Source organism: Dyella sp. (assembly GCF_035685885.1).
Lineage (GTDB): Bacteria > Pseudomonadota > Gammaproteobacteria > Xanthomonadales > Rhodanobacteraceae > Dyella.
In genome coordinates, this window is the sequence record NZ_DASRZX010000112.1 from 1 (window position 1) to 18527 (window position 18527).

The following is an 18527-nucleotide window of genomic DNA, read 5'->3' on the forward strand; positions in this document are numbered from 1 at the left end:
CGGCGAGCAGGTAGTCGACGATGGCGATCAATGCGGCGACGGTGAGCATGGCGGGGAAGTGTCGCACACGGCCATCGGGGCGTGAACGGCGACCGAGGCACTTGCGTCATTTAGATATTTGTCTAAATATCTAGTTCTCCGTCACCGCCCTGGCGCCTTCGTGAAACAGCAGGCTGTCTTCCGCGCACTTGCCGATCCGACCCGGCGAGCCATCCTGAAACGCTTGCAGGGCGGAGCCCTGAGCGCGGGAGACATTGGCGCGGCATTCGACATTACGCCGGCCTCGCTGTCGCATCACTTCGCCGTGCTGAAGCAGGCCGACCTGGTGCGCACCGAGCGGCGCGGCCAGTACATCGTCTATTCGCTCAACAGCACGCTGATGGAAGACGTTGCGCGCATGGTGATGGACCTGTTCCCCATCCAACCCTCCAAGGGAAGCAAACGATGAAACTCTCGCGCAGCCTGCTGGTGTCGCTGGTGTTTGTCGCCATCGCTCTGGCGGCGGTCCTCTGGCTCTATCCCTCATTGCCACCGCAAGTGCCGGTCCACTGGAACCTGCAGGGCGCGCCGGACGGTTATCGTTCGCGGCCGTGGGGCGCGGCCATGCCGGTGCTGATCATGGCCGGCCTCAGTTTTCTGCTGTGGCTGCTGCCGGGCATTTCGCCACGCGGTTTCGAGCTGTCCAGCTTTTCGTCCGTGTATGCGTTGCTGATGCTGGCGGTGCAGGCGGCGTTGCTGGTCATCCTGCTGGCCGGGCTCGTCGCGAGCGCCGGCTACGCCGTATCGATGTGGAAAGTGACGTCGTTGTCGCTGGGCGCGTTGCTGATGGTGCTGGGCAATTTCATGGGCAAGCTGCGCAAGAACTTCTTTATAGGCATCCGCACGCCGTGGACATTGTCCAGCGACGCCGTGTGGGAACGCACCCATCGGGCGGGCGGCTGGATGTTCGTGGCCACCGGCGCGCTGGTGATGCTGGCCGTGGCCTTCGGCGGGCCGCGCTGGCTGACGTTTGCGCTGGTCCTCCTGATGGCCGCGGCATGCGTTCTGTATTCGCTGCTGGTCTATCGGCACATCGAACGACGCTAACTGCCCCGTGACGGGCGAGGAGAAAATCATGCCGAGTTTGAAGGGATGCTTGATCGGATGCTGCCTGCTGGTCGCGGCCTGTGCTGCGCAGGCATCCACGGATGTGTGCGGCCAGCGTGCCGCCGACATCCTGCAGGCACTGCAGAAGGGCGACTACGCCGCCGCAACCACGCATTTCAATGCGCGCATCAAGGCCGCCGTGGATGCGCAGCGCCTGGACGACATCTGGTCCCGACGATTGCCGCAGCAGTTCGGCGCATTCGATCGCTCAGGCGACAGCAAGCAGCAGCCTGCAGCGGGCGGCGCGCTGGTGGAAACGCCGCTGCATTTCGCCCATGGCTGGCTGGCGATGCGCGTGGGTTGCGATGGGGCGGGCGAGGTGAATGGCCTGCATTTCGCGCCGATGGCCGATCCCACGGCCGCGCAGTCGCTGGCTCCCAACGAGCGCGCGTTGGATGTGCCTTCGCCGCTGGGGCTGCTGCCCGGCATCGTGACCCTGCCCACGGGACCGGGCCCGTTCCCGGCCGTCGTGCTGGTCGCCGGCTCGGGGCCGCATGACGGTGACGAGACCATCGGCCCCAACAAGCCTTTCCGCGACATCGCCCAGGGCCTGGCGGCCGCCGGCGTCGCCAGCCTGCGCTACGACAAGCGGACCTACACCTATGGCGCGCAGCTGCAGGCGCAAGCGGGCGGCTACACGATCGACCAGGAAGTGACCGACGATGCGCTGTCCGCCGTGAAGCAATTGCGGGCGCAGGCTGGGATCGATCCGCATCGCCTGTTCGTGCTGGGACATAGCCTCGGGGCCTACATGGCGCCGCGCATCGGGCAGCGTGATCCGCAGCTGGCGGGACTGATCCTGCTCGCGGCGCCCACGCGCACCTTGCTGGACGTGCAGGCATGGCAGGCGCGCGAGCTGGGCAAGACGCTGGGCCTGACGGACGAGCAGATCCGCAAGAGCGTGCAGGCGGTCGCCGATGAGCGCCTGCGTTTGGCCAAGGCAGATCCGGCGCAACCCATGCCCGGCATGTTCAGCGACGTTCCCCAGAGTTATTGGCTGAGCCTGCGCGACTATGACCAGGTGTCGGTGGCCAAAGGCCTCGCGATGCCCCTCTTCATCGTGCAGGGCGGCAAGGACTTCCAGGTGTCGCCGGTGGAGGATTTCGCGCAGTGGCAGCAGGCGCTGGCCGACCGACCGCAGGTCAGCTTCCATCTGTACGAGGGCCTGAGTCATCTGTTCATGCCCGCGGGAAAGGGCACGCTGGCCGACTACCAGGTGCCTGGCCATGTGGACAGCGGAGTGATCCGGGATGTGGCGAACTGGCTGAAAGCGCAGCCCGCAAGCCGCTGAACCGGCAGACGGGGTGGTGCGGCTGCGGCTCTGCTATATTTGAGCGCTTGTCCCTGGACTTCTGCTCGCCATGTTCGAATCCCTCAGCCAACGCCTCTCCGCCACCGTCAACCGCCTGCGCGGCCGCGGTCGCCTGACCGAGGAGAACATCCGCGAAGCGCTGCGCGAAGTGCGCATCGCCTTGCTGGAGGCCGATGTGGCCCTGCCGGTCGTGCAGGCGCTGATCGAGCGCGTCAAGGTACGCGCGGTCGGCCAGGACGTGCTCAAGAACCTGTCGCCGGGCCAGGCGCTGGTGAAGGTGGTCAGTGACGAGCTCACCGCCGTCATGGGCACCGCCAACAGCGAACTGAACCTGGCGCAGCAGCCACCAGCCGTGGTGCTGATGGCGGGCTTGCAGGGTGCCGGCAAGACCACCACCGTGGCCAAGCTCGCCCGCTTCCTCACCGAGCGCAAGAAGAAAAAGGTGATGGTGGTGAGCTGCGACGTGTACCGTCCGGCCGCTATCGAACAGTTGCGCACGCTGGCCGAGCAGGTCGGGGTGAAGTTCTTCCCGTCCGAGGCGGGCCAGAACCCGGTCGACATTGCGAAGAACGCCATCGCAGCCGCGCGCCGCGAAGTGGTCGACGTACTGCTGGTCGATACTGCCGGCCGCCTGCACGTTGACGAGGCGATGATGGCGGAGATCAAGGCGCTGCACGCCGCGATCACGCCGATCGAAACCTTGTTCGTGGTCGACTCCATGACCGGCCAGGACGCGGCCAACACCGCCAAGGCCTTTGGCGAAGCGCTGCCGCTCACCGGCGTGGTGCTGACCAAGACCGACGGTGATGCGCGCGGTGGCGCAGCGCTGTCCGTGCGTTACGTGACAGGCCGCCCGATCAAGTTCCTTGGTGCCGGCGAAAAGACCGACGCACTGGAGCCGTTCCATCCCGATCGCCTTGCGCAGCGCATCCTCGGCATGGGCGACGTGCTGTCGCTGGTCGAGGAAGTGGAGCGCAAGGTCGACCAGGAAAAGGCGCAGAAGCTTGCCGAGAAGGTCATCAAGGGCAAGCGCTTCGACCTCAACGACATGCGCGACCAGCTCGAGCAGATGAGCAACATGGGCGGCCTGGCTGGTCTCATGGACAAGCTGCCGGGCGTATCGGGCCTGCCCGAGAACGTGAAATCCAAGGTCAACGACGGCGAGATCAAGCGCATGGTCGCGATCATCCAGTCGATGACCAAGAAGGAACGTCGCCATCCGGATCTGCTCAACGGCTCGCGTCGCGCCCGCGTCGCACGCGGTTCGGGCACGCAGCCGGCCGACGTCAATCGCCTGCTCAAGCAGTACATGCAGATGGAAAAGATGATGTCCAAGCTTTCCAAGGGCGGCACGAAGGGTCTGCTGCGGCAGATGCGTGGCGCCATGAAGGGCATGGGCGGCATGGGTGGTGGTTTCCCGCCGATGCGTTGAGGCTGAACGGGGCAGCCGGTTTTTCCGGCCGAATTTGCCAGTCAGCTCTTCCTTTTTCCTCAAAATTCATTAAAATGTCGCGTTCACCGCGCACGGCCACGTGCGTGCTGCCGGCATTCCGGCAATTCTGGAGCTTTTATTTATGGTCAAGATTCGTCTTTCGCGCGGCGGCGCCAAGGGCCGTCCGTTCTACCACATCGTTGTCACCGATCAGCGCAGCAAGCGCGACGGTCGCAGCATCGAGAACGTCGGTTTCTACAATCCGGTGGCTTCGGGCAAGGACAAGCGCCTTGAGCTGAACGTTGCTCGCGTGCAGGAATGGATTGGCAAGGGTGCGCAGCTGACCGACAAGGTCGCGTCCCTCGTCAAGGAAGCCGGCAAGCAGCAGGCTGCCTGAGCATGACGGTAGTCGGTCGGCGCGTCCTCGTGGGACGCATCGTCGGACTATATGGCGTGCAGGGCTGGCTCAAGATCGAATCCTGGACTGAGCCCCGCACGAAGATCTTCACGTACCAACCCTGGCTGCTCACATCGGCGCCGGGTGTGGAAACGGAGATCACGGGAGTCAAAGGTCGTCCGCAAGGCAAGGGGCTCATTGCCCAAATGCCCGGTGTTGACGAACGAGACACAGCAGCAGCGTTGGTGGGACAGGACATCTACGTCGCCCGCGAACTGCTGCCGCCTCCCGGCAAGGATGAGTATTACTGGGTCGACCTTGAGGGTCTGGAGGTCGTCACCACGGAAGGCGTGGCACTGGGGCGAGTCAGTCATCTGTTCGCGACCGGCGCCAACGATGTCGTGGTGGTGAAGGACGGTACGCGCGAGCGGCTGGTTCCCTTCATCCAGGGTTCGTATGTGCGTTCGGTGGATTTGTCCGGCGGGCGCATGGTGGTGGACTGGGATCCTGAATTCTGAGCGCGCCATGCGCCGCCACAAGGGTTGAGGATCATGCGCATCGACGTCGTCACGTTGTTTCCCGACTTCATGCGTCAGTGTGCTGCCGTTGGTGTCGTGGGACGTGCGCAGCAGCGTGAGTTGCTGCAGGTGGAAACCTGGAATCCGCGCGACTTCGCCACCGACAATTACCGTACCGTGGACGGCCGCACCTGCGGCGGCGGGCCTGGGATGGTGATGCTGATCCAGCCGTTGCGCGATGCCCTCAAGGCCGTGCGTGACGCCGCACCGGAACCGGTGCATGTGATTTACCTCAGTCCGCAGGGAGCGCGGCTGACGCAGGGCAGGGTAGAAGCGCTGGCGAGGCTGCCGCGCATCGCCTTGCTCTGTGGGCGTTACGAGGGTGTGGACGAGCGTCTGCTGGCGCACGAGGTCGACGAAGAGATTTCCATCGGCGACTATGTGCTTTCCGGCGGCGAGTTGGGCGCGGCAGTGATCATCGATGCCGTAGGCCGCTTGCAGGACGGTGCGTTGAACGACGCGCAGTCGGCGCAGCAGGATTCGTTTTCGGACGGACTGCTGGATTGCCCGCACTATGCAAAACCGGTGCATGACGCACTGGGCGACGTACCGGACGTACTGCTTTCCGGTGACCACGCGGCGATTCGCCGTTGGCGCCTGAAGCAATCGCTGGGACGGACCTGGTTGCGACGTCCCGATCTTTTGGCGCAGCGCGCGCTGGATGCCCAATCCCGAGCGCTGTTGGATGAATTCCGTCGCGAACATGCTCAGCAGACGCGGCACGACGATATGGCCCATTAAGGGCACAGTGAACAGACAGGTGTTGCCATGAACAAGATCATCGAACAGTTCGAATCCGAGCAGATCACCCGCCAGCTGCCGGAATTCGGCCCTGGTGACACCGTGGTGGTCAACGTGAAGGTGAAGGAAGGTAACCGCGAGCGCGTCCAGGCGTTCGAGGGCGTCGTCATCGCCAAGCGTAGCCGCGGCCTGCATTCGGCCTTCACCGTGCGCAAGATCTCGCACGGCACTGGCGTGGAGCGCGTCTTCCAGGCGCACAGCCCGGCCATCGACTCGGTCGAAGTGAAGCGCAAGGGCAAGGTGCGTGGCGCCAAGCTGTACTACCTGCGCAACCTGGAAGGCAAGGCTGCCCGCATCAAGGAAGACGTCGCCGCCGTCTCCGCCGCCAAGGCTGCGAAGAAGAAGGCTGCCGCTGCGGAGTAATCCCGGCGTCTTGCACCGAAATACCAAAAACCCCGCGGAGCGATCCGCGGGGTTTTTGTTTGTGCCTTCCGCCGCGGTTCTACTCTTCTGTAGGAGCGCACCCTGTGCGCGATCAGCGGCTGGCTATGCCGGTATCGTCAGAACATAAAAGCCCACCAGGCAAGCGGTTTTTCATAATTCTGCAGACCGATGTTTCGCCAATCGCGCACTGGGTGCGCTCCTGCAAAGGCAGAGAGCATCACGCCAGGCGCCGCACCGCTTCCATTTCCGCTCTTCCGTAGGAGCGCACCCTGTACGCGATCGACGCTTGGTTGTACCTGCGCGCCGGGCATGAAAAAGCCCGCCAGGTGGGCGGGCTTTTGTGTTTCTGCCGACCGACATTCCGCCGATCGCGCACCGGGGGCGCTCGCGCAAAGTCGCGTGCGTCAGGTGAGGCGCTGTGGCTCCTGCAGGAAGTTGCCCTGCACGAAATCCACGCCGCAGGCGAACAGCAGCGAAGTGCTCGCTGCGTCCTCGACCCATTCGGCGATGGTCTGCTTCTTCAGTTCGCGGGCCTGGCGGCAGATCTCGGCCACTCTCTTCTGGCTTTCCTGCTGTTGCGGTAGATCGGCCATGTAGCTGCGGTCGATCTTCAGGTAATCGGCATCGATGTGGTTGAGCAGCTGGAACGAATTGAGGCCCGAGCCGAACTGCTCCAGCGCGAACTGGCCGCCCAGCTTCTTCCAGGCCTGGATGAATTCCTGTGCCGGGCGCAGCGAGGTCACCACCTTGCTTTCGGTGGTTTCCAGCACGAGGCGGCCGTTCTTGAGCGCCGCCTGCTTGAGGCGTTCGCCCAGCCATGGCAGCAATTGCGGATCTTCCAGCGAGCGGGCCGTCAACTTGACGAAGAAGGTGGTGGGAGTGCCATTGCGATCGCGCGTGCGCAGCGACTCGATGGCCTGGTTGAGCACCCAGCGATCGATCGCCGGCGTGAGGTTGTGCTTTTCCGCGATGGGCATGAAGAAGCCCGGAAGCACTTCGCCCTGCGGACCGTTGAGTCGCAGCAGGATTTCGGAGAATTCCCCTTCGGCGTCCTGCAGGCTGATGGTCTGCTGGTGATACAGCACGAAATCGTCCTGGGTCAGCGCCTGCTTGAGCACGCCGAGCCAGTAGCGCTCGCGCTCTTCCTCTGCCTTTTCGCGCGCGGCCGGGTCGTGCAGCTCGCTGCGGTTGCCGCCCTGGCTCTGCGCATTGCGCAGCGCTTGGCTGGATTGGTTGAGCAGGAGCTCGGTGTTGGCATTGCGCTCGCCCAGCATGCTGCCGCCGATGCTGGTGGTGACCGTGATGGAGTGGCTGCCCAAGTCGAAGATGCCTCCCGCGATGGCCTGCTGCAGGCCCGCGATCCATTGCTTGATCGCCTCGTCGTTGCGCGTATGCAGCAGCACGCCGATGGTGTGTTCGGCGAGCAGGCCGGCGGTGTCGTGGGCGCCGAGCTGGCCTTCCACGCGGCTTGCGAAGGAGGCGAGCAGTTCGTCGGCCTTGGCCAGGCCCACGCCGCCGACGATCGCCTGCCAGTTGTCCGGCTCGATCAACAGCAACGACTGGCCCTTGGTGCCTTCCGTCGCCGCCGCCACAGCCTGGTCGATGCACTCGAGCATGCGGGCGCGGTTGAACAGGCCAGTCACCTGGTCGCGTTGAAGCTGCTCGATCACGCTGGCGTCGACCTGCTGGCGGCGGAACACCACCTGCAGGCAGGGTTCGCCTTCGAAGATTGCGTGGGCGAACTCCACGCTGGCCTTGAAACTGGTGGCGTCGGCGCGGCGTGCCTGCAGCTCGATCGGCGCACTGGGTTTCTCGCCGCGCGAAAGGCCCTTCAGCGTGCTCTTGAATTCGTCGGCGTCGTTCGGCCCGATCATGTCGAGCACCGGTAGGCCGAGCAGGTCATCGAAATCGGTATAGCCGAAGGTATCCAGGTAAGCCTGGTTGGCGCGCACGTGCATGCCTTCGTGCACGTAGGCGATAGGGTCGGTCGAGGAATCCAGCAGCGCATCACACCTTCGCTCGGATTCCCGCAACGCGGTTTCCAGGCGACGGAGCTGTCGGCGCGTGTTGAGGGCGTCGAATTCGCGCTGGATCACTGCCATCAGCTGCCGGGGCTGCGAACGCAGGGCCACGCTGCGCGCGCCGTTGACGAAGAGTTCCGTGACTGCCGCGTTATCGATCTGGCCCACAAGTGCCACCAGCGAAAGGTCACGACCATGGGCATCGAGCATGCGCGACACCTCGCGCAGCTCCAGCGAGCCCACGGCAGGATCGAACAGCACGATGTCAGGGCCCAGCTCATCAAGCGCGGCCGTTACCTGCTCGGCGCTGGTTGCGCGTGCCGGGCGGACGGCGATGCCGTTGTTGCGCAGCAGGCTGATGATCTGTTCCGCATCTTCGACTGACTTTTCGATGAAAAGGATCTTGATGACCTGGTCAGTTTTCATGGGCACGTCGAGCTATCCATTGTTCGCCGTTGCTGGAGGAAGCCTGCCATGACAGCAGGGCGCGGGCCGTCCTTGGTTTTTAGCGGATTCCGCGGGCTACTGCCAGCAGAAATGTTCCTGTAGTGACGAGCCCCACACCTCGAACGCGAGGACCATGGCAGTGGCGTTACACCGGCCGCTTGGACGGCTCGCCGCCAACTTCGCGCACCAGCTTGGGTACAAGGTAGCCGGGCAGGCGGTGGCGCATGCCTTCCACCAGGGCCAGCGCCCGCGGATCGTCCACCTCGAAGTGCGCCGAGCCCTGCACGCGATCGAGCTGGTGCAGGTAGTAGGGCAGCACGCCGGCGGCGAACAGGCGCTCGGACAGGGCCGCCAAGGTGTCGATGTCGTCATTGACGCCGCGCAGCAGCACGGACTGATTGAGGAGCGTGGCCCCTCCCTGGCGCAGGCGCGAGCAAGCGGTATCGACCCCCTGATCGAATTCCGCGGCGTGGTTGGCATGCAGCACGATCACCTTCTGCAGGGGCATGCGTTCCAGCCAGGCGATGAAGGCGTCGTCGATGCGTTCGGGCAGGACCACGGGAAGGCGGGTATGGATGCGCAGGCGAGTGACGTGCGGGATCTCGGCCAACCCTTCGGATAGCCCTTCAAACTTCGCCGTGGCCAGTGACAGTGGGTCGCCTCCGGAAAGGATCAGCTCGCTGATCGAAGGGTCCTGCCGGACGTGATCGAGGGCCTTGCGCCACTGCCCGGCGGCGGCCATTTCGTCCCCATAAGGGAAGTGGCGGCGGAAGCAGTAGCGGCAGTTGATGGCGCAGCTACCGCTGGCGATCAGCAGCGCGCGGCCTTCGTACTTGTGCAGCACGCCCTGGGCTGAGCGGGCGGCCATGTCGCCCACGGCATCGGTGCCAAAGCCCAGCACGATATCCAGCTCGGCCAGCTGGGGCAGCGTCTGCAGCAGCAGGGGGTCCTTCGCATCGCCATGACGCATGCGCGCCACGAAACCCCGCGGCACGCGCACCGCAAAGCCCGCGTCGTTTGCAGGAAGGCGTGCGGCCAGGTGCCCCAGACCCACCAGCTCAAGCAGCTCCCGCGGGTCCGTCACGGCCTCGCGCCACAGCGTGCGCCAGTCGGTTACGGGCGGAGATAGGCGGGCGGCATGGCTTGCGGTTATCATAATGGGTCTTGAATCGGGCCCTGGGCCCGGGTAACCCCGTATTCTAGCTGCCCTTGTGGTGGCATCACATCTGGAGTGCAAGCGCATGGCCACCGCCGGTCTCAACGACGTCAAGAAGGGGATGAAGATCCTTCACAACAATGACCCGTGGGTCATTACCGACGCCGACTTCATCAAGCCCGGCAAGGGGCAGGCGTTCACCCGCATCTTCATCCGCAACCTGAAGAACGGCCGCACCAGCGAATCGACCATGAAGTCCAGTGACAGCTTCGAGGTCGCCGACGTCGTCGATACCGACATGCAGTACCTGTACTCCGATGGCGAGTTCTGGCACTTCATGCATCAGGAAAGCTTTGAGCAGCACCAGGCCACCAAGGCGGGCATGGGTGATGCCGTGAAGTGGCTGAAGGGCGAGGAAGAGTGCGTGGTCACCCTGTTCAACGGCGAGATCATCACGGTGCAGGCGCCGAACTTCGTCGAGCTGAAGATCACCGAGACCGATCCGGGCGTACGTGGCGATACTTCCGGCGGCGGCGGCAAGCCAGCCACGCTGGAAACCGGCGCCGTGGTGCGCGTGCCGCTGTTCGTCGGTACGGACGAAGTGATCAAGGTCGACACCCGCACGGGCGAGTACGTGAGCCGCGTCGGCAAGTGACGAACTGGCTCGCGGGCATGGCTCGCGCCTTTGCCAGTTGGCCATTCCTGCGAAGGCAGGTGGCATGACGAGCGAAAAAACGTCATGCCGATAGGCAAGCATGGGGCGGCCGCCGCGAGGTGATCCGCCCCATGTCGTATCCAACTTTCCGAAAAGTGAGCCCAGGATGAGCCAGACCGCCCCGCAACCCATCGACCTGTTGATCGAAGCGCGCTGGGTCGTGCCCGTGGAGCCGCATGGCGTCGTGCTTGAGCATCACGCCGTGGCGGTGGACAAGGGTGCCATCGTGGCGCTGCTGCCGATCGCCGACGCCCGCACCGCCTATGCACCGCGCGAGCGCGCCGAGCTGGGCGAGCACGTGTTGATTCCCGGTTTGGTCAATACGCATACGCACAACCCGATGACGTTGCTGCGTGGCCTGGCTGACGACCTGCCGCTGATGGTGTGGCTGCAGAAGCACATCTGGCCGGTCGAGGCCCAGGTGATCGGTCATGAGTTCGTGCGCGACGGCGTGGAGCTGGCAGTAGCCGAGATGATCCGCGGCGGCACCACCTGCGCCAACGAGAACTACTTCTTCCCCGATGTCATCGGCGCCACCTACAAACGCATGGGTTTTCGCGCCGTGGTCGGCCTGCCGGTGATCGAATTTCCTACGGCGTGGGCGAAGACGCAGGACGAATATTTCGACCGCGCGATCGAGGTGCACGACAGTTTCCGGGGTGATGCCCTGATCGGCACGTCGTTCGCGCCGCACGCGCCTTACACCGTGTCCGACGAAAGCTTCGAGCGCATCCGCGTGCTTTCCGACCAGCTCGACATCCAAGTGCATCTGCACACGCACGAAACCGCGCATGAGGTGGAAGAGGAGAAGGCCAAGAGTGGCCTGCGTCCGTTCCAGCGCCTGCAGAAACTGGGCATCGTCAACGATCGCCTGATCGCTGTGCACATGACCCAGATGACCGATGGCGAGATCGCCGCCTGTGCGGAAGCAGGCGTATCCGTCGTGCATTGCCCGGAATCGAATCTCAAGCTGGCCTCCGGGTTCTGTCCGGCGGAAAAGCTGCGCCAGGCGGGCGTGAACGTGGCCATCGGCACCGATGGATGCGCGTCCAACAACGACCTGGACATGTTCGGCGAGATGCGCACGGCCGCGTTGCTGGCCAAAGCGGTGGCGAACGACGCCGCAGCCTTCGATGCGGCCTACGCATTGCGGGCGGCGACACTCAACGGCGCGCGCGCCATGGGGCTGGAGGATCGCATCGGCTCGATCGAGGTCGGCAAGCAGGCCGATCTGGCGGGCATCCGCCTGTCCGATCTGGAAACGCAGCCGCTGTTCCATATCGCCTCGCAGCTGGCTTATGCCACGGGCCGCCACCAGGTGACCGACGTGTGGATCAATGGCGTGCGAAAGCTCTCCGGTCGCGTGCTGACCGATATCGATACCGACGCGGTGCTCGCCAAGACGCATGCGTGGCGCGAACGCATCGCTGCCATCGACGCGGGTTGAAGCCATGAACCGTTATCTCGTCATGGCCATGCGCAGCCCGGACTTCGATCCCGCGATGGTGCAGCCGCACCTGGATTTCCTGCAGGGATTGCGCACCGGCGGTCGGCTGGAATTGTCGGGCGGTTTCAGCGATGAAACCGGCGGCGCCTACCTGATGCTTGCCCCAAGCCTGGACGAGGCGCTCGTCATCGTCCAGCAGGATCCCGCCTATACCTGCGGCGGCTGGGATATCACGGTCTACGAATGGCAGGCGCGTTAAGCTCTGCCACTGCTCTTTGAGGACGCTCTCCATGCAAGCTGCTGCGAATGTCAGCCCCGAGGAAATCGCGCGTTTCGGCAAGCTCGCCGCGCGCTGGTGGGATCCCGACGGCGAATCCCGCCCGTTGCATGACCTCAATCCCGTGCGCGCGCAATACGTGGCCGCGCGCCTGGACCTGCGCGGCGCGCGCGTGGCTGACGTGGGTTGCGGCGGCGGCCTGCTGAGCGAAGCGCTGGCGAAGGCCGGCGCGCACGTCACCGGCATCGACATGGGCGAGAAGGTGATCGAGATCGCCCGCCTTCACCTGCATGAGTCTCGCCTGGAACATCCTTCGCTCGATATCGACTACCGCGTGCAGTCGTCGGCGGATCTCGCGGCGGCACAGCCCGGGCAATTCGACGCGGTGTGCTGCATGGAACTGATCGAGCACGTACCCGATCCCGAGGCGCTGGTGAACGACCTGGTTCGCATGGTCAAGCCCGGCGGCGTGGTGGTGATGTCCACCCTCAACCGCACGCCGGCGGCTTTCGGCGCGGCGATCCTCGGTGCCGAATACCTCATGCGCATGCTGCCGCGCGGCACGCATCACTACGCACAATTCCTCAAGCCTTCCGAGCTCGGTCGCCTGATGCGTCATGCCGGCCTCGAGGTCGAAGACGTGAGTGGACTCGGCTACAACCCGATCAACCGCAAGGCATGGTTGAGCCGTATCACTGCGGTGAATTACCTGATCAGCGCGCGCCGCGCGGGGACTCCCTTCGATCGGAAGCCTGCATGAAGCCGTTTCCGCAAGACATCCAGGGCGTGTTGTTCGATCTCGATGGAACCCTGCTGGACAGCGCCGCCGATCTCTTCGCGGCGTTGAAGATCCAGTGCGAAGAAGCTGGCGTGCCGGTGCCTCCGTTTCACATGGTTCGCGAGGTCGTGTCGCGAGGATCGCGCGCCATCCTGCGCTGCGCTTTTCCCGGCATAAGCGACGACGACCTGATGCAGCGCGTGCCGCGCTACCTGGAGCTGTACCAGGCGGTGATGGCCCAGCGTACACATCCTTTCGATGGTATCGACGAACTGCTGGAAGTGCTGGAGGCACAAGGCATTGCCTGGGGCATCGTCACCAACAAGCCGGGTTTTCTTACCGATGACCTGGTCGTGCGTATCGGCTGGAGCGAGCGTGTGGCGGCGGTGGTTTCCGGCGACACCTTGCCGGTGAAGAAACCGGACCCTGCACCCGTACTGCTCGCCTGTGAGCAGGCCGGGCTGGATCCGGCGCGCTGCCTGTTCGTGGGTGACGATCGTCGCGATGTATTGGCAGGCGCGGCTGCGGGTCTGTACACGGTGGCCGTGCGCTGGGGTTACCTGGACGGTGGCGACCCGGAGGAGTGGCAGGCGGATCTGGTCATCGGCCATCCATCGGATCTCACGCTGCGCCTCAAGGTGGCCGCGTGAGTGACGCTGCGCTGCAGAGCTACATCGACAAGTGGTTGGCGGTGCAGCCGCAGCAGCGCGTTGCGCTGGCGTTCGTCGATCAGAAAACCTACCCCGGCCATATCGCGTTGGCGGCGCTGGAGCAGGAATGGCTGGCCGCCGCCTATGGCATCCGCGAGCCGCAGGTGGCCGCCACCAAGTTGAACTGGTGGGCAGAGGAGCTTTCAGGCGCCGCGGCCAGCGGAGGGCGCCATCCGTTGACACAGGTGCTGTTCGATGACGAGCGCGCCCACGTTTTGCCCGCCGATCGCTGGGTAGCACCGGTGCTGGCCGGCATGGCGCAGCTGGAAGAGGGCACCGCGGCCGATTTCCCGTCGCAGGTCGCCGCCGCCTCGCAATTGCACGGCGCCATCGCTTCGCTGGAAACGGCCTGGTGGTACGGCGAACAGGCTTCGCCGGAACGCGCCACGCGCGTGGCTACCCTGTCACACCTGCTGTATTCGCTGCTGCGGCTCGAAGAAGACGCCGAGCGCGACCGCCTGGCCTTGCCCATGGCGAGGTTGGCCAGGCACAGCCTGAGCCGCCAACAGCTGCGCACGGCCAGCGCCCAGCGCGAAGAGGCCATTCGCGCGCAGCTGGACGACCTGCATGCCGCCTGGCGTGAGGCAGACCGTTTGCCAGGACCGCTCAGCGCCTTCCGAGGGCTGGAATCGCGCCACGGCGCTGCCCTGGTCTCCAGGGCCCGCAAGGCAGCCGATCCGCTGGATGTACTGCGCAAAGGGCAGGCAAGGCAGGGGCCGGGCGTGGTGTGGCAAGCCTGGCAAGCCGCAAGGGCGTGGCGGAAGCGGGTGGACTGAAGACGCAGCGTTTCCCCCGCGCCACTATTGCGAGGCCCGCGCGCTGCCCCAAGATTGATGTCTCTCGCGGCGCCTGGCGCCCGATCGGACCTTAAGGATTCACCATGTACACCGAGGAAAACACCGCCCGCCTGCTGCCTGACGTGGCAGTCCACGCCCAGCCGCATCTCGTTGGCGAGCTGGACTGGGTAGGCATGGATGGCATCGAGGTGCCGGTGCGCTTCGACGCGGGGGACGGCGATGTGCAGCGCGCCAGCGCGCGCGTTGGTGCGTTCGTCAACCTGCGCCGGCCGGACAAGCGCGGCATCCACATGTCGCGGCTCTATCTCCAGGTCGAGCAGGCACTGAGTACGCAGACGCTGAGCGCTGCATCGCTGCGCGAATTGCTGCGCGGCTTTCTCGATTCGCACAAGGACCTTTCCGACCGTGCGTGCCTGAGTATCCGCTTCGATCACCTGGTGCGTCGCCCCGCGCTGCGCAGTGGCAACAGCGGTTGGCGGGCCTATCCGGTGTGCATCGAGGCCAGCATGGTGGGCAATGAATTCCTGCTGGAACTGGGCACCGAGATCGTCTATTCCTCCACTTGCCCTGCCTCCGCGGCGCTGTCGCGCCAACTCATCCAGGACCAGTTCGCGCAGGATTTCGATCCCGCGCAGCCGGTGGACCACGCAGCCGTGTTCGCCTGGCTCGGCAGCGAAAAGGGCATCGTCGCCACGCCGCACGCACAGCGCAGCGTCGCTCGCCTGCGGGTGCGTCCGGCCGAGGGCGCCAAATTCGATCTCATCCACCTCATCGACCGCACCGAGCAGGCGCTTGGCACACCCGTGCAGACGGCCGTGAAGCGCGAGGACGAGCAGGCCTTCGCGTTGGCCAACGGCGGCAACCTGATGTTCTGCGAGGACGCCGCCCGGCGTATCCAGAAGACGCTGGACGCCGATGCGGACCTGGCCGATTTCCACATTCGCGTGGAGCACCAGGAAAGCCTGCACCCGCATGACGCCGTGGCCTATGCCAGCAAGGGCGTGGAAGGCGGTTATGCCGGAAAGGGCTGCGCCTGAGTCGCGGTCGGGCGCTCGCCTGCTAGCATTTCCCGGAGTCCTCGCCGGGCTCTGGAGGAGAAAGGCATGTCATTTCGTGTTTCCCTGCTGGCGGTTGCCGTCATCGCGCTCGCTGGCTGCTCGATGTTCTCGCACCATGCAAAGGAATCTGCTCCCGACGTGGCACCCGTGCACCAGTCGCTGATGAAGTCGATCACCGGCGACATCCGCTACGAACTCCCGCAGCCCGCGCCGGCCGATGCATACCTGCTGGTGACGCTGGCCGACGTGAGTCGCCAGGACGTGGCTGCCCGCATGATTTCCGAGGAACGCATCCAGCCTGTCGGCGCCTCGCCGGTGGACTTCCTCATCAGCTACGACCCGGCCGACTTGCGCGACGGCGTGGACTTCGCCATCAACGTGCGCATGCAGCAGGGTGACAAGCTGCTGGCCATCAGCGACACGCGTACCAGTGTGCTGGGGCGCTCGGGTGAGAAGGGGCCGGTGAGCATTACGCTCCGCCCCGTGCCGTAGCGAGTCACGTTGTGGGAGCGCGCCCTGTGCGCGACCGCGAAGTCTCGGTGAACCGCGAGTTCCGCTTGTCGCGCACAGGGTGCGCTCCCACAAGAGACCAATTGATCAGCGCGCGAACGTCAAGCGCTTGCCACGAACACTCTGGTCGACCACCTTGCCATCCCACACCCGCTGTCCGTTGACGAACGTGGCGGCGATCGAGCTGTTGAACGTATAGCCCTCGAACGGCGACCAGCGGCACTTGGACAGCACTTCCTCGCGACGCACGGTGTGTGGCTTGTTCGGGTCGACCAGCACCAGGTCGGCCGCATAGCCTTCGCGCAGGAAGCCGCGCTCCTTCACGTCAAACAGCGTGGCCGGCGCATGCGTCACCGCTTCCACCACGCGCTCCAGCGTCAGCTTGCCCTCGAACACGCGCTGCAGCGCCGCCTGCAGGGCGAACTGCACCAGCGGCAGGCCACTGGGTGCCTTGTCGTAGAGCTGGCCCTTTTCTTCCAGCAGGTGAGGCGCATGGTCGGTGGCCAGTACGTCCAGGCGGCCTTCGGCCAGCGCCTTGGTAATGGCTTCGCGATCGGCTGCCGTCTTGATCGCCGGATTGCACTTGATCAGGAAGCCCAGGCGTTCATAGTCGCGATCGTCGAAATGCAGGAAGTGCACGCAGGTTTCGGCGGTGATGCGCTTGCCCTTGACCGGGCCGGGCTCGAACAGCGCCAGTTCGTCGGCGGTGGAAATATGCAGCACATGCAGCCGGCTGTTGTGGCGCCGAGCCAGTTCGATCGCCAGGCGCGTGGACTTGATGCAGGCCTCGCGCGAGCGGATCAGCGGATGTTCCCAGGCCGGGATCGCATCGCCGTACTTCTCGTGTGCCTTGGCCAGGTTGGCGTCGATCATCGGCGTGTCTTCGCAGTGCGTGATGATCGGCGTGGGAGCGTCACGGAAGATGCCGTCCAGCACCTCGGGGTTGTCCACCAGCATGTTGCCGGTGGACGCGCCCATGAACACCTTGATGCCCGGCGCGGCCAGCGGATCGAGGCGGCGAATGGCTTCGAGGTTGTCGTTGCTGGCGCCCATGTAGAAGGCGTAGTTGACCGCCGAGGTTTCCGCGCCGCGGGCGTACTTCGCCTCCAGCGTGTCGCGGTCCAGGGCTGGCGGCCGGGTATTGGGCATCTCCATGAAACTGGTGATGCCGCCCGCGGCGCAGGCGCGTGACTCGTGGGCGATGTCGGCCTTGTCCGTCAGACCCGGTTCGCGGAAGTGAACCTGATCGTCGATCATGCCGGGGAACAGCCACAGGCCGCTGGCATCGATGACCTGCTCGCCGGAGCGTGCGTCGAGATCGCCGCCGATGGCGTCGATCCGGCCCTGCTTCACGCGCACATCGGCGTGGAAGCGGCGGCCTTCGTTGACCAGTTCGGCGTTCTTGATCAGCCAGTCATGGGACATGAGTTTCTCCGGTAGTACCGCAACGGCGGAAGGTGAACTGATCGGGGACGGGGTCTTCTCCGCCCTCGCAAAGGGGTTGGCAGCGCAACAGGCGCCACCCGGCCAGGGCGCCGCCCCGCATCGGGCCGAAGCGCACGACCGCAATCCGTGCATAATCCGAACAGCTGGGATGGAAGCGGCAGCGCTGACCCAGCAGGGGGCTTAGCCAGCGCTTGTAGAAGCCGATCAGTAGAAGTATGAGTCGGGTCACGACGATTTTGACGCTGCCGAAACAGCTTGCGGCATGTAGTGTCTCAAGTATTCCAGAAGCACGGTTGCCGGTGTTAGGGACATGGGCTATAACTCCCGGCCGCCAAGGCAAAATGGTGAAGGGAAATGGCGAAAACGACGCGTAGTGCGACAGCCACCAAGCCGCAGAAGGGAAAGCCCGCCGGCAAGGTGAAGGACGTCAAGACCGGCAAGAAGCCAGCTCCCGCGCGGGCGGCGAAGCCGGCGAAGACAGCCAAGGCAGCCGTGGCCAAGAAGCCGGCGGCGAAGAAGGCTGTCGCCAAGAAGGTCGTGGCAAAGAAGCCCATCGCCAAAAAGGTGGTGACCAAGGCGCCTGCCAAGCCTGTCGCCAAGAAAGCCGCTCCCAAGCCGGTGATCAAGAAAGCCGCGCCGGCCAAGAAGCCTGTCGTGGCCAAGAAGATCGCCAAGCCCGTAGCCAAGCCCTCGGCAAAACCCGCCGCCAAGCCTGTGGCGACGCCGGCCAAAAAGCAGCCGCCTAAGTCGGTCGCCAAGCCGGTGGCCGCACCCGATAAACCCGCCAAGGCGGCACCGGCCAAGCCGGTCGCCAAGGCAGCGCCGGCCAAGCCGGCCGCACCCGCCAAGCAGGCGCCGCCGGCTCCTGTCGCGGCGAAAACCGCTCCTTCCGCTCCGGCGAAGCCCGCTGCTCTGCCAATAACCGGTAAAGTAGCGAGTGCTACCGCTCGCCATACCCCCATCAAGAAACAGAAAGCTCAGCAGTCCTCGATGAATAAATCTGCAACTCTCGATAACGGCATTACGCGGGAAGACGGTCGCTATGCGCTGCCTTCCACCACCACGATCGATCTGCCCAAGGGTTACCGTCCCTCGTCAAACGACGAGGAGTACAT

At 64.8% G+C, this 18527-nt stretch carries 21 protein-coding genes; 17 read left to right on the forward strand and 4 right to left on the reverse strand.

Annotation, left to right across the window (positions count from 1 at the left end; genetic code table 11):
• Window positions 1–160: 160 nt before the first annotated feature.
• The 8 genes from VFG49_RS13095 (at window position 161) to rplS (ending at window position 6029) form a co-directional block, all read left to right on the forward strand.
• A complete protein-coding gene (locus VFG49_RS13095) occupies window positions 161–448 on the forward strand; it encodes an autorepressor SdpR family transcription factor (RefSeq protein ID WP_324861173.1) in 288 nt (95 codons plus the stop codon).
• The gene (locus VFG49_RS13100) at window positions 445–1086 is read left to right on the forward strand and encodes an SdpI family protein (protein WP_324861175.1); all 642 of its coding nucleotides are present in this window, start codon (window positions 445–447) and stop codon (window positions 1084–1086) included. Before VFG49_RS13095 ends, VFG49_RS13100 begins: the two co-directional genes overlap by 4 nt.
• 28 nt (window positions 1087–1114) lie before the next feature.
• Window positions 1115–2437 carry an alpha/beta hydrolase gene (locus VFG49_RS13105; protein WP_324861177.1) on the forward strand — a complete coding sequence of 441 codons (1323 nt, stop codon included), beginning with the start codon at window positions 1115–1117 and terminating at the stop codon, window positions 2435–2437.
• Between the two features lie 70 nt (window positions 2438–2507).
• Window positions 2508–3890 (forward strand): signal recognition particle protein, encoded by a 1383-nt coding sequence (gene ffh / locus VFG49_RS13110; RefSeq protein ID WP_324861179.1) that lies wholly within the window; start codon window positions 2508–2510, stop codon window positions 3888–3890.
• Window positions 3891–4032: 142 nt separating this feature from the next.
• The gene (gene rpsP / locus VFG49_RS13115; RefSeq protein ID WP_324861181.1) at window positions 4033–4287 is read left to right on the forward strand and encodes a 30S ribosomal protein S16; all 255 of its coding nucleotides are present in this window, start codon (window positions 4033–4035) and stop codon (window positions 4285–4287) included.
• A 2-nt stretch (window positions 4288–4289) separates the two neighbouring features.
• On the forward strand, window positions 4290–4805 hold the full coding sequence (rimM, locus tag VFG49_RS13120) for a ribosome maturation factor RimM (RefSeq protein WP_324861183.1): 516 nt from the start codon (window positions 4290–4292) through the stop codon (window positions 4803–4805).
• Window positions 4806–4838: 33 nt separating this feature from the next.
• Entirely contained in the window at window positions 4839–5606 is a 768-nt protein-coding gene (gene trmD / locus VFG49_RS13125; protein WP_324861184.1) for a tRNA (guanosine(37)-N1)-methyltransferase TrmD, read from the forward strand.
• A gap of 27 nt (window positions 5607–5633) precedes the next feature.
• Entirely contained in the window at window positions 5634–6029 is a 396-nt protein-coding gene (gene rplS / locus VFG49_RS13130) for a 50S ribosomal protein L19 (RefSeq protein ID WP_324861186.1), read from the forward strand.
• Window positions 6030–6454: 425 nt separating this feature from the next.
• Here the strand turns inward: rplS and VFG49_RS13135 are convergent, their stop codons facing one another.
• Both VFG49_RS13135 and epmB read right to left on the reverse strand, forming a co-directional pair.
• The gene (locus VFG49_RS13135; protein ID WP_324861210.1) at window positions 6455–8497 is read right to left on the reverse strand and encodes an EAL domain-containing response regulator; all 2043 of its coding nucleotides are present in this window, start codon (window positions 8495–8497) and stop codon (window positions 6455–6457) included.
• 166 nt (window positions 8498–8663) lie between these two features.
• Entirely contained in the window at window positions 8664–9674 is a 1011-nt protein-coding gene (gene epmB / locus VFG49_RS13140) for an EF-P beta-lysylation protein EpmB (protein ID WP_324861188.1), read from the reverse strand.
• Window positions 9675–9759: 85 nt separating this feature from the next.
• On the opposite strand from epmB, the gene efp reads away from it, so the two are divergent.
• The 8 genes from efp (at window position 9760) to VFG49_RS13180 (ending at window position 15948) form a co-directional block, all read left to right on the forward strand.
• Window positions 9760–10329 (forward strand): elongation factor P, encoded by a 570-nt coding sequence (gene efp / locus VFG49_RS13145; RefSeq protein WP_324861190.1) that lies wholly within the window; start codon window positions 9760–9762, stop codon window positions 10327–10329.
• Window positions 10330–10495: 166 nt separating this feature from the next.
• Window positions 10496–11836, forward strand: coding sequence for a TRZ/ATZ family hydrolase (locus VFG49_RS13150; protein WP_324861192.1), 1341 nt, complete (start codon window positions 10496–10498; stop codon window positions 11834–11836).
• A gap of 4 nt (window positions 11837–11840) precedes the next feature.
• Window positions 11841–12095 carry a YciI family protein gene (locus tag VFG49_RS13155; protein WP_324861194.1) on the forward strand — a complete coding sequence of 85 codons (255 nt, stop codon included), beginning with the start codon at window positions 11841–11843 and terminating at the stop codon, window positions 12093–12095.
• A 31-nt stretch (window positions 12096–12126) separates the two neighbouring features.
• Entirely contained in the window at window positions 12127–12873 is a 747-nt protein-coding gene (ubiG, locus tag VFG49_RS13160; RefSeq protein ID WP_324861196.1) for a bifunctional 2-polyprenyl-6-hydroxyphenol methylase/3-demethylubiquinol 3-O-methyltransferase UbiG, read from the forward strand.
• Window positions 12870–13541, forward strand: a complete 672-nt coding sequence (locus VFG49_RS13165; RefSeq protein ID WP_324861198.1) for an HAD-IA family hydrolase — start codon at window positions 12870–12872, stop codon at window positions 13539–13541. The genes ubiG and VFG49_RS13165 overlap by 4 nt, the downstream gene beginning before the upstream one ends.
• Window positions 13538–14377, forward strand: a complete 840-nt coding sequence (locus VFG49_RS13170; RefSeq protein ID WP_324861200.1) for a squalene/phytoene synthase family protein — start codon at window positions 13538–13540, stop codon at window positions 14375–14377. Before VFG49_RS13165 ends, VFG49_RS13170 begins: the two co-directional genes overlap by 4 nt.
• A 104-nt stretch (window positions 14378–14481) precedes the next feature.
• The gene (gene folE2, locus VFG49_RS13175) at window positions 14482–15435 is read left to right on the forward strand and encodes a GTP cyclohydrolase FolE2 (RefSeq protein WP_324861202.1); all 954 of its coding nucleotides are present in this window, start codon (window positions 14482–14484) and stop codon (window positions 15433–15435) included.
• 66 nt (window positions 15436–15501) lie between these two features.
• Window positions 15502–15948: a YbaY family lipoprotein gene (locus tag VFG49_RS13180; RefSeq protein WP_324861204.1), complete on the forward strand. Its 447-nt coding sequence runs from the start codon at window positions 15502–15504 to the stop codon at window positions 15946–15948.
• Window positions 15949–16053: 105 nt separating this feature from the next.
• On the opposite strand, the gene VFG49_RS13185 is transcribed toward VFG49_RS13180, so the two are convergent.
• Window positions 16054–17391, reverse strand: coding sequence for a dihydroorotase (locus VFG49_RS13185; RefSeq protein ID WP_324861206.1), 1338 nt, complete (start codon window positions 17389–17391; stop codon window positions 16054–16056).
• Window positions 17381–17647, reverse strand: a complete 267-nt coding sequence (gene yidD, locus VFG49_RS13190; RefSeq protein ID WP_414649134.1) for a membrane protein insertion efficiency factor YidD — start codon at window positions 17645–17647, stop codon at window positions 17381–17383. Before yidD ends, VFG49_RS13185 begins: the two co-directional genes overlap by 11 nt.
• Before the next feature lie 119 nt (window positions 17648–17766).
• Here yidD and VFG49_RS13195 point away from each other — a divergent pair.
• Window positions 17767–18527 (forward strand): RNA polymerase-binding protein DksA (locus tag VFG49_RS13195; RefSeq protein WP_324861209.1); only part of this gene is annotated, 761 nt, incomplete at its 3' end.

Excerpts from the sequence above, each read along its gene's own strand:
- epmB (WP_324861188.1), bottom strand. The coding sequence starts at position 9,674 with ATGATAACCGCAAGCCATGCCGCCCGCCTATCTCCGCCCGTAACCGAC.
- rimM (WP_324861183.1), top strand. The coding sequence starts at position 4,290 with ATGACGGTAGTCGGTCGGCGCGTCCTCGTGGGACGCATCGTCGGACTA.
- efp (WP_324861190.1), top strand. The coding sequence starts at position 9,760 with ATGGCCACCGCCGGTCTCAACGACGTCAAGAAGGGGATGAAGATCCTT.
- VFG49_RS13105 (WP_324861177.1), top strand. The coding sequence starts at position 1,115 with ATGCCGAGTTTGAAGGGATGCTTGATCGGATGCTGCCTGCTGGTCGCG.
- VFG49_RS13180 (WP_324861204.1), top strand. The coding sequence starts at position 15,502 with ATGTCATTTCGTGTTTCCCTGCTGGCGGTTGCCGTCATCGCGCTCGCT.
- VFG49_RS13135 (WP_324861210.1), bottom strand. The coding sequence starts at position 8,497 with ATGAAAACTGACCAGGTCATCAAGATCCTTTTCATCGAAAAGTCAGTC.
- folE2 (WP_324861202.1), top strand. The coding sequence starts at position 14,482 with ATGTACACCGAGGAAAACACCGCCCGCCTGCTGCCTGACGTGGCAGTC.
- VFG49_RS13150 (WP_324861192.1), top strand. The coding sequence starts at position 10,496 with ATGAGCCAGACCGCCCCGCAACCCATCGACCTGTTGATCGAAGCGCGC.
- rpsP (WP_324861181.1), top strand. The coding sequence starts at position 4,033 with ATGGTCAAGATTCGTCTTTCGCGCGGCGGCGCCAAGGGCCGTCCGTTC.
- ffh (WP_324861179.1), top strand. The coding sequence starts at position 2,508 with ATGTTCGAATCCCTCAGCCAACGCCTCTCCGCCACCGTCAACCGCCTG.
- VFG49_RS13155 (WP_324861194.1), top strand. The coding sequence starts at position 11,841 with ATGAACCGTTATCTCGTCATGGCCATGCGCAGCCCGGACTTCGATCCC.
- VFG49_RS13185 (WP_324861206.1), bottom strand. The coding sequence starts at position 17,391 with ATGTCCCATGACTGGCTGATCAAGAACGCCGAACTGGTCAACGAAGGC.
- ubiG (WP_324861196.1), top strand. The coding sequence starts at position 12,127 with ATGCAAGCTGCTGCGAATGTCAGCCCCGAGGAAATCGCGCGTTTCGGC.
- rplS (WP_324861186.1), top strand. The coding sequence starts at position 5,634 with ATGAACAAGATCATCGAACAGTTCGAATCCGAGCAGATCACCCGCCAG.
- VFG49_RS13165 (WP_324861198.1), top strand. The coding sequence starts at position 12,870 with ATGAAGCCGTTTCCGCAAGACATCCAGGGCGTGTTGTTCGATCTCGAT.
- VFG49_RS13100 (WP_324861175.1), top strand. The coding sequence starts at position 445 with ATGAAACTCTCGCGCAGCCTGCTGGTGTCGCTGGTGTTTGTCGCCATC.
- trmD (WP_324861184.1), top strand. The coding sequence starts at position 4,839 with ATGCGCATCGACGTCGTCACGTTGTTTCCCGACTTCATGCGTCAGTGT.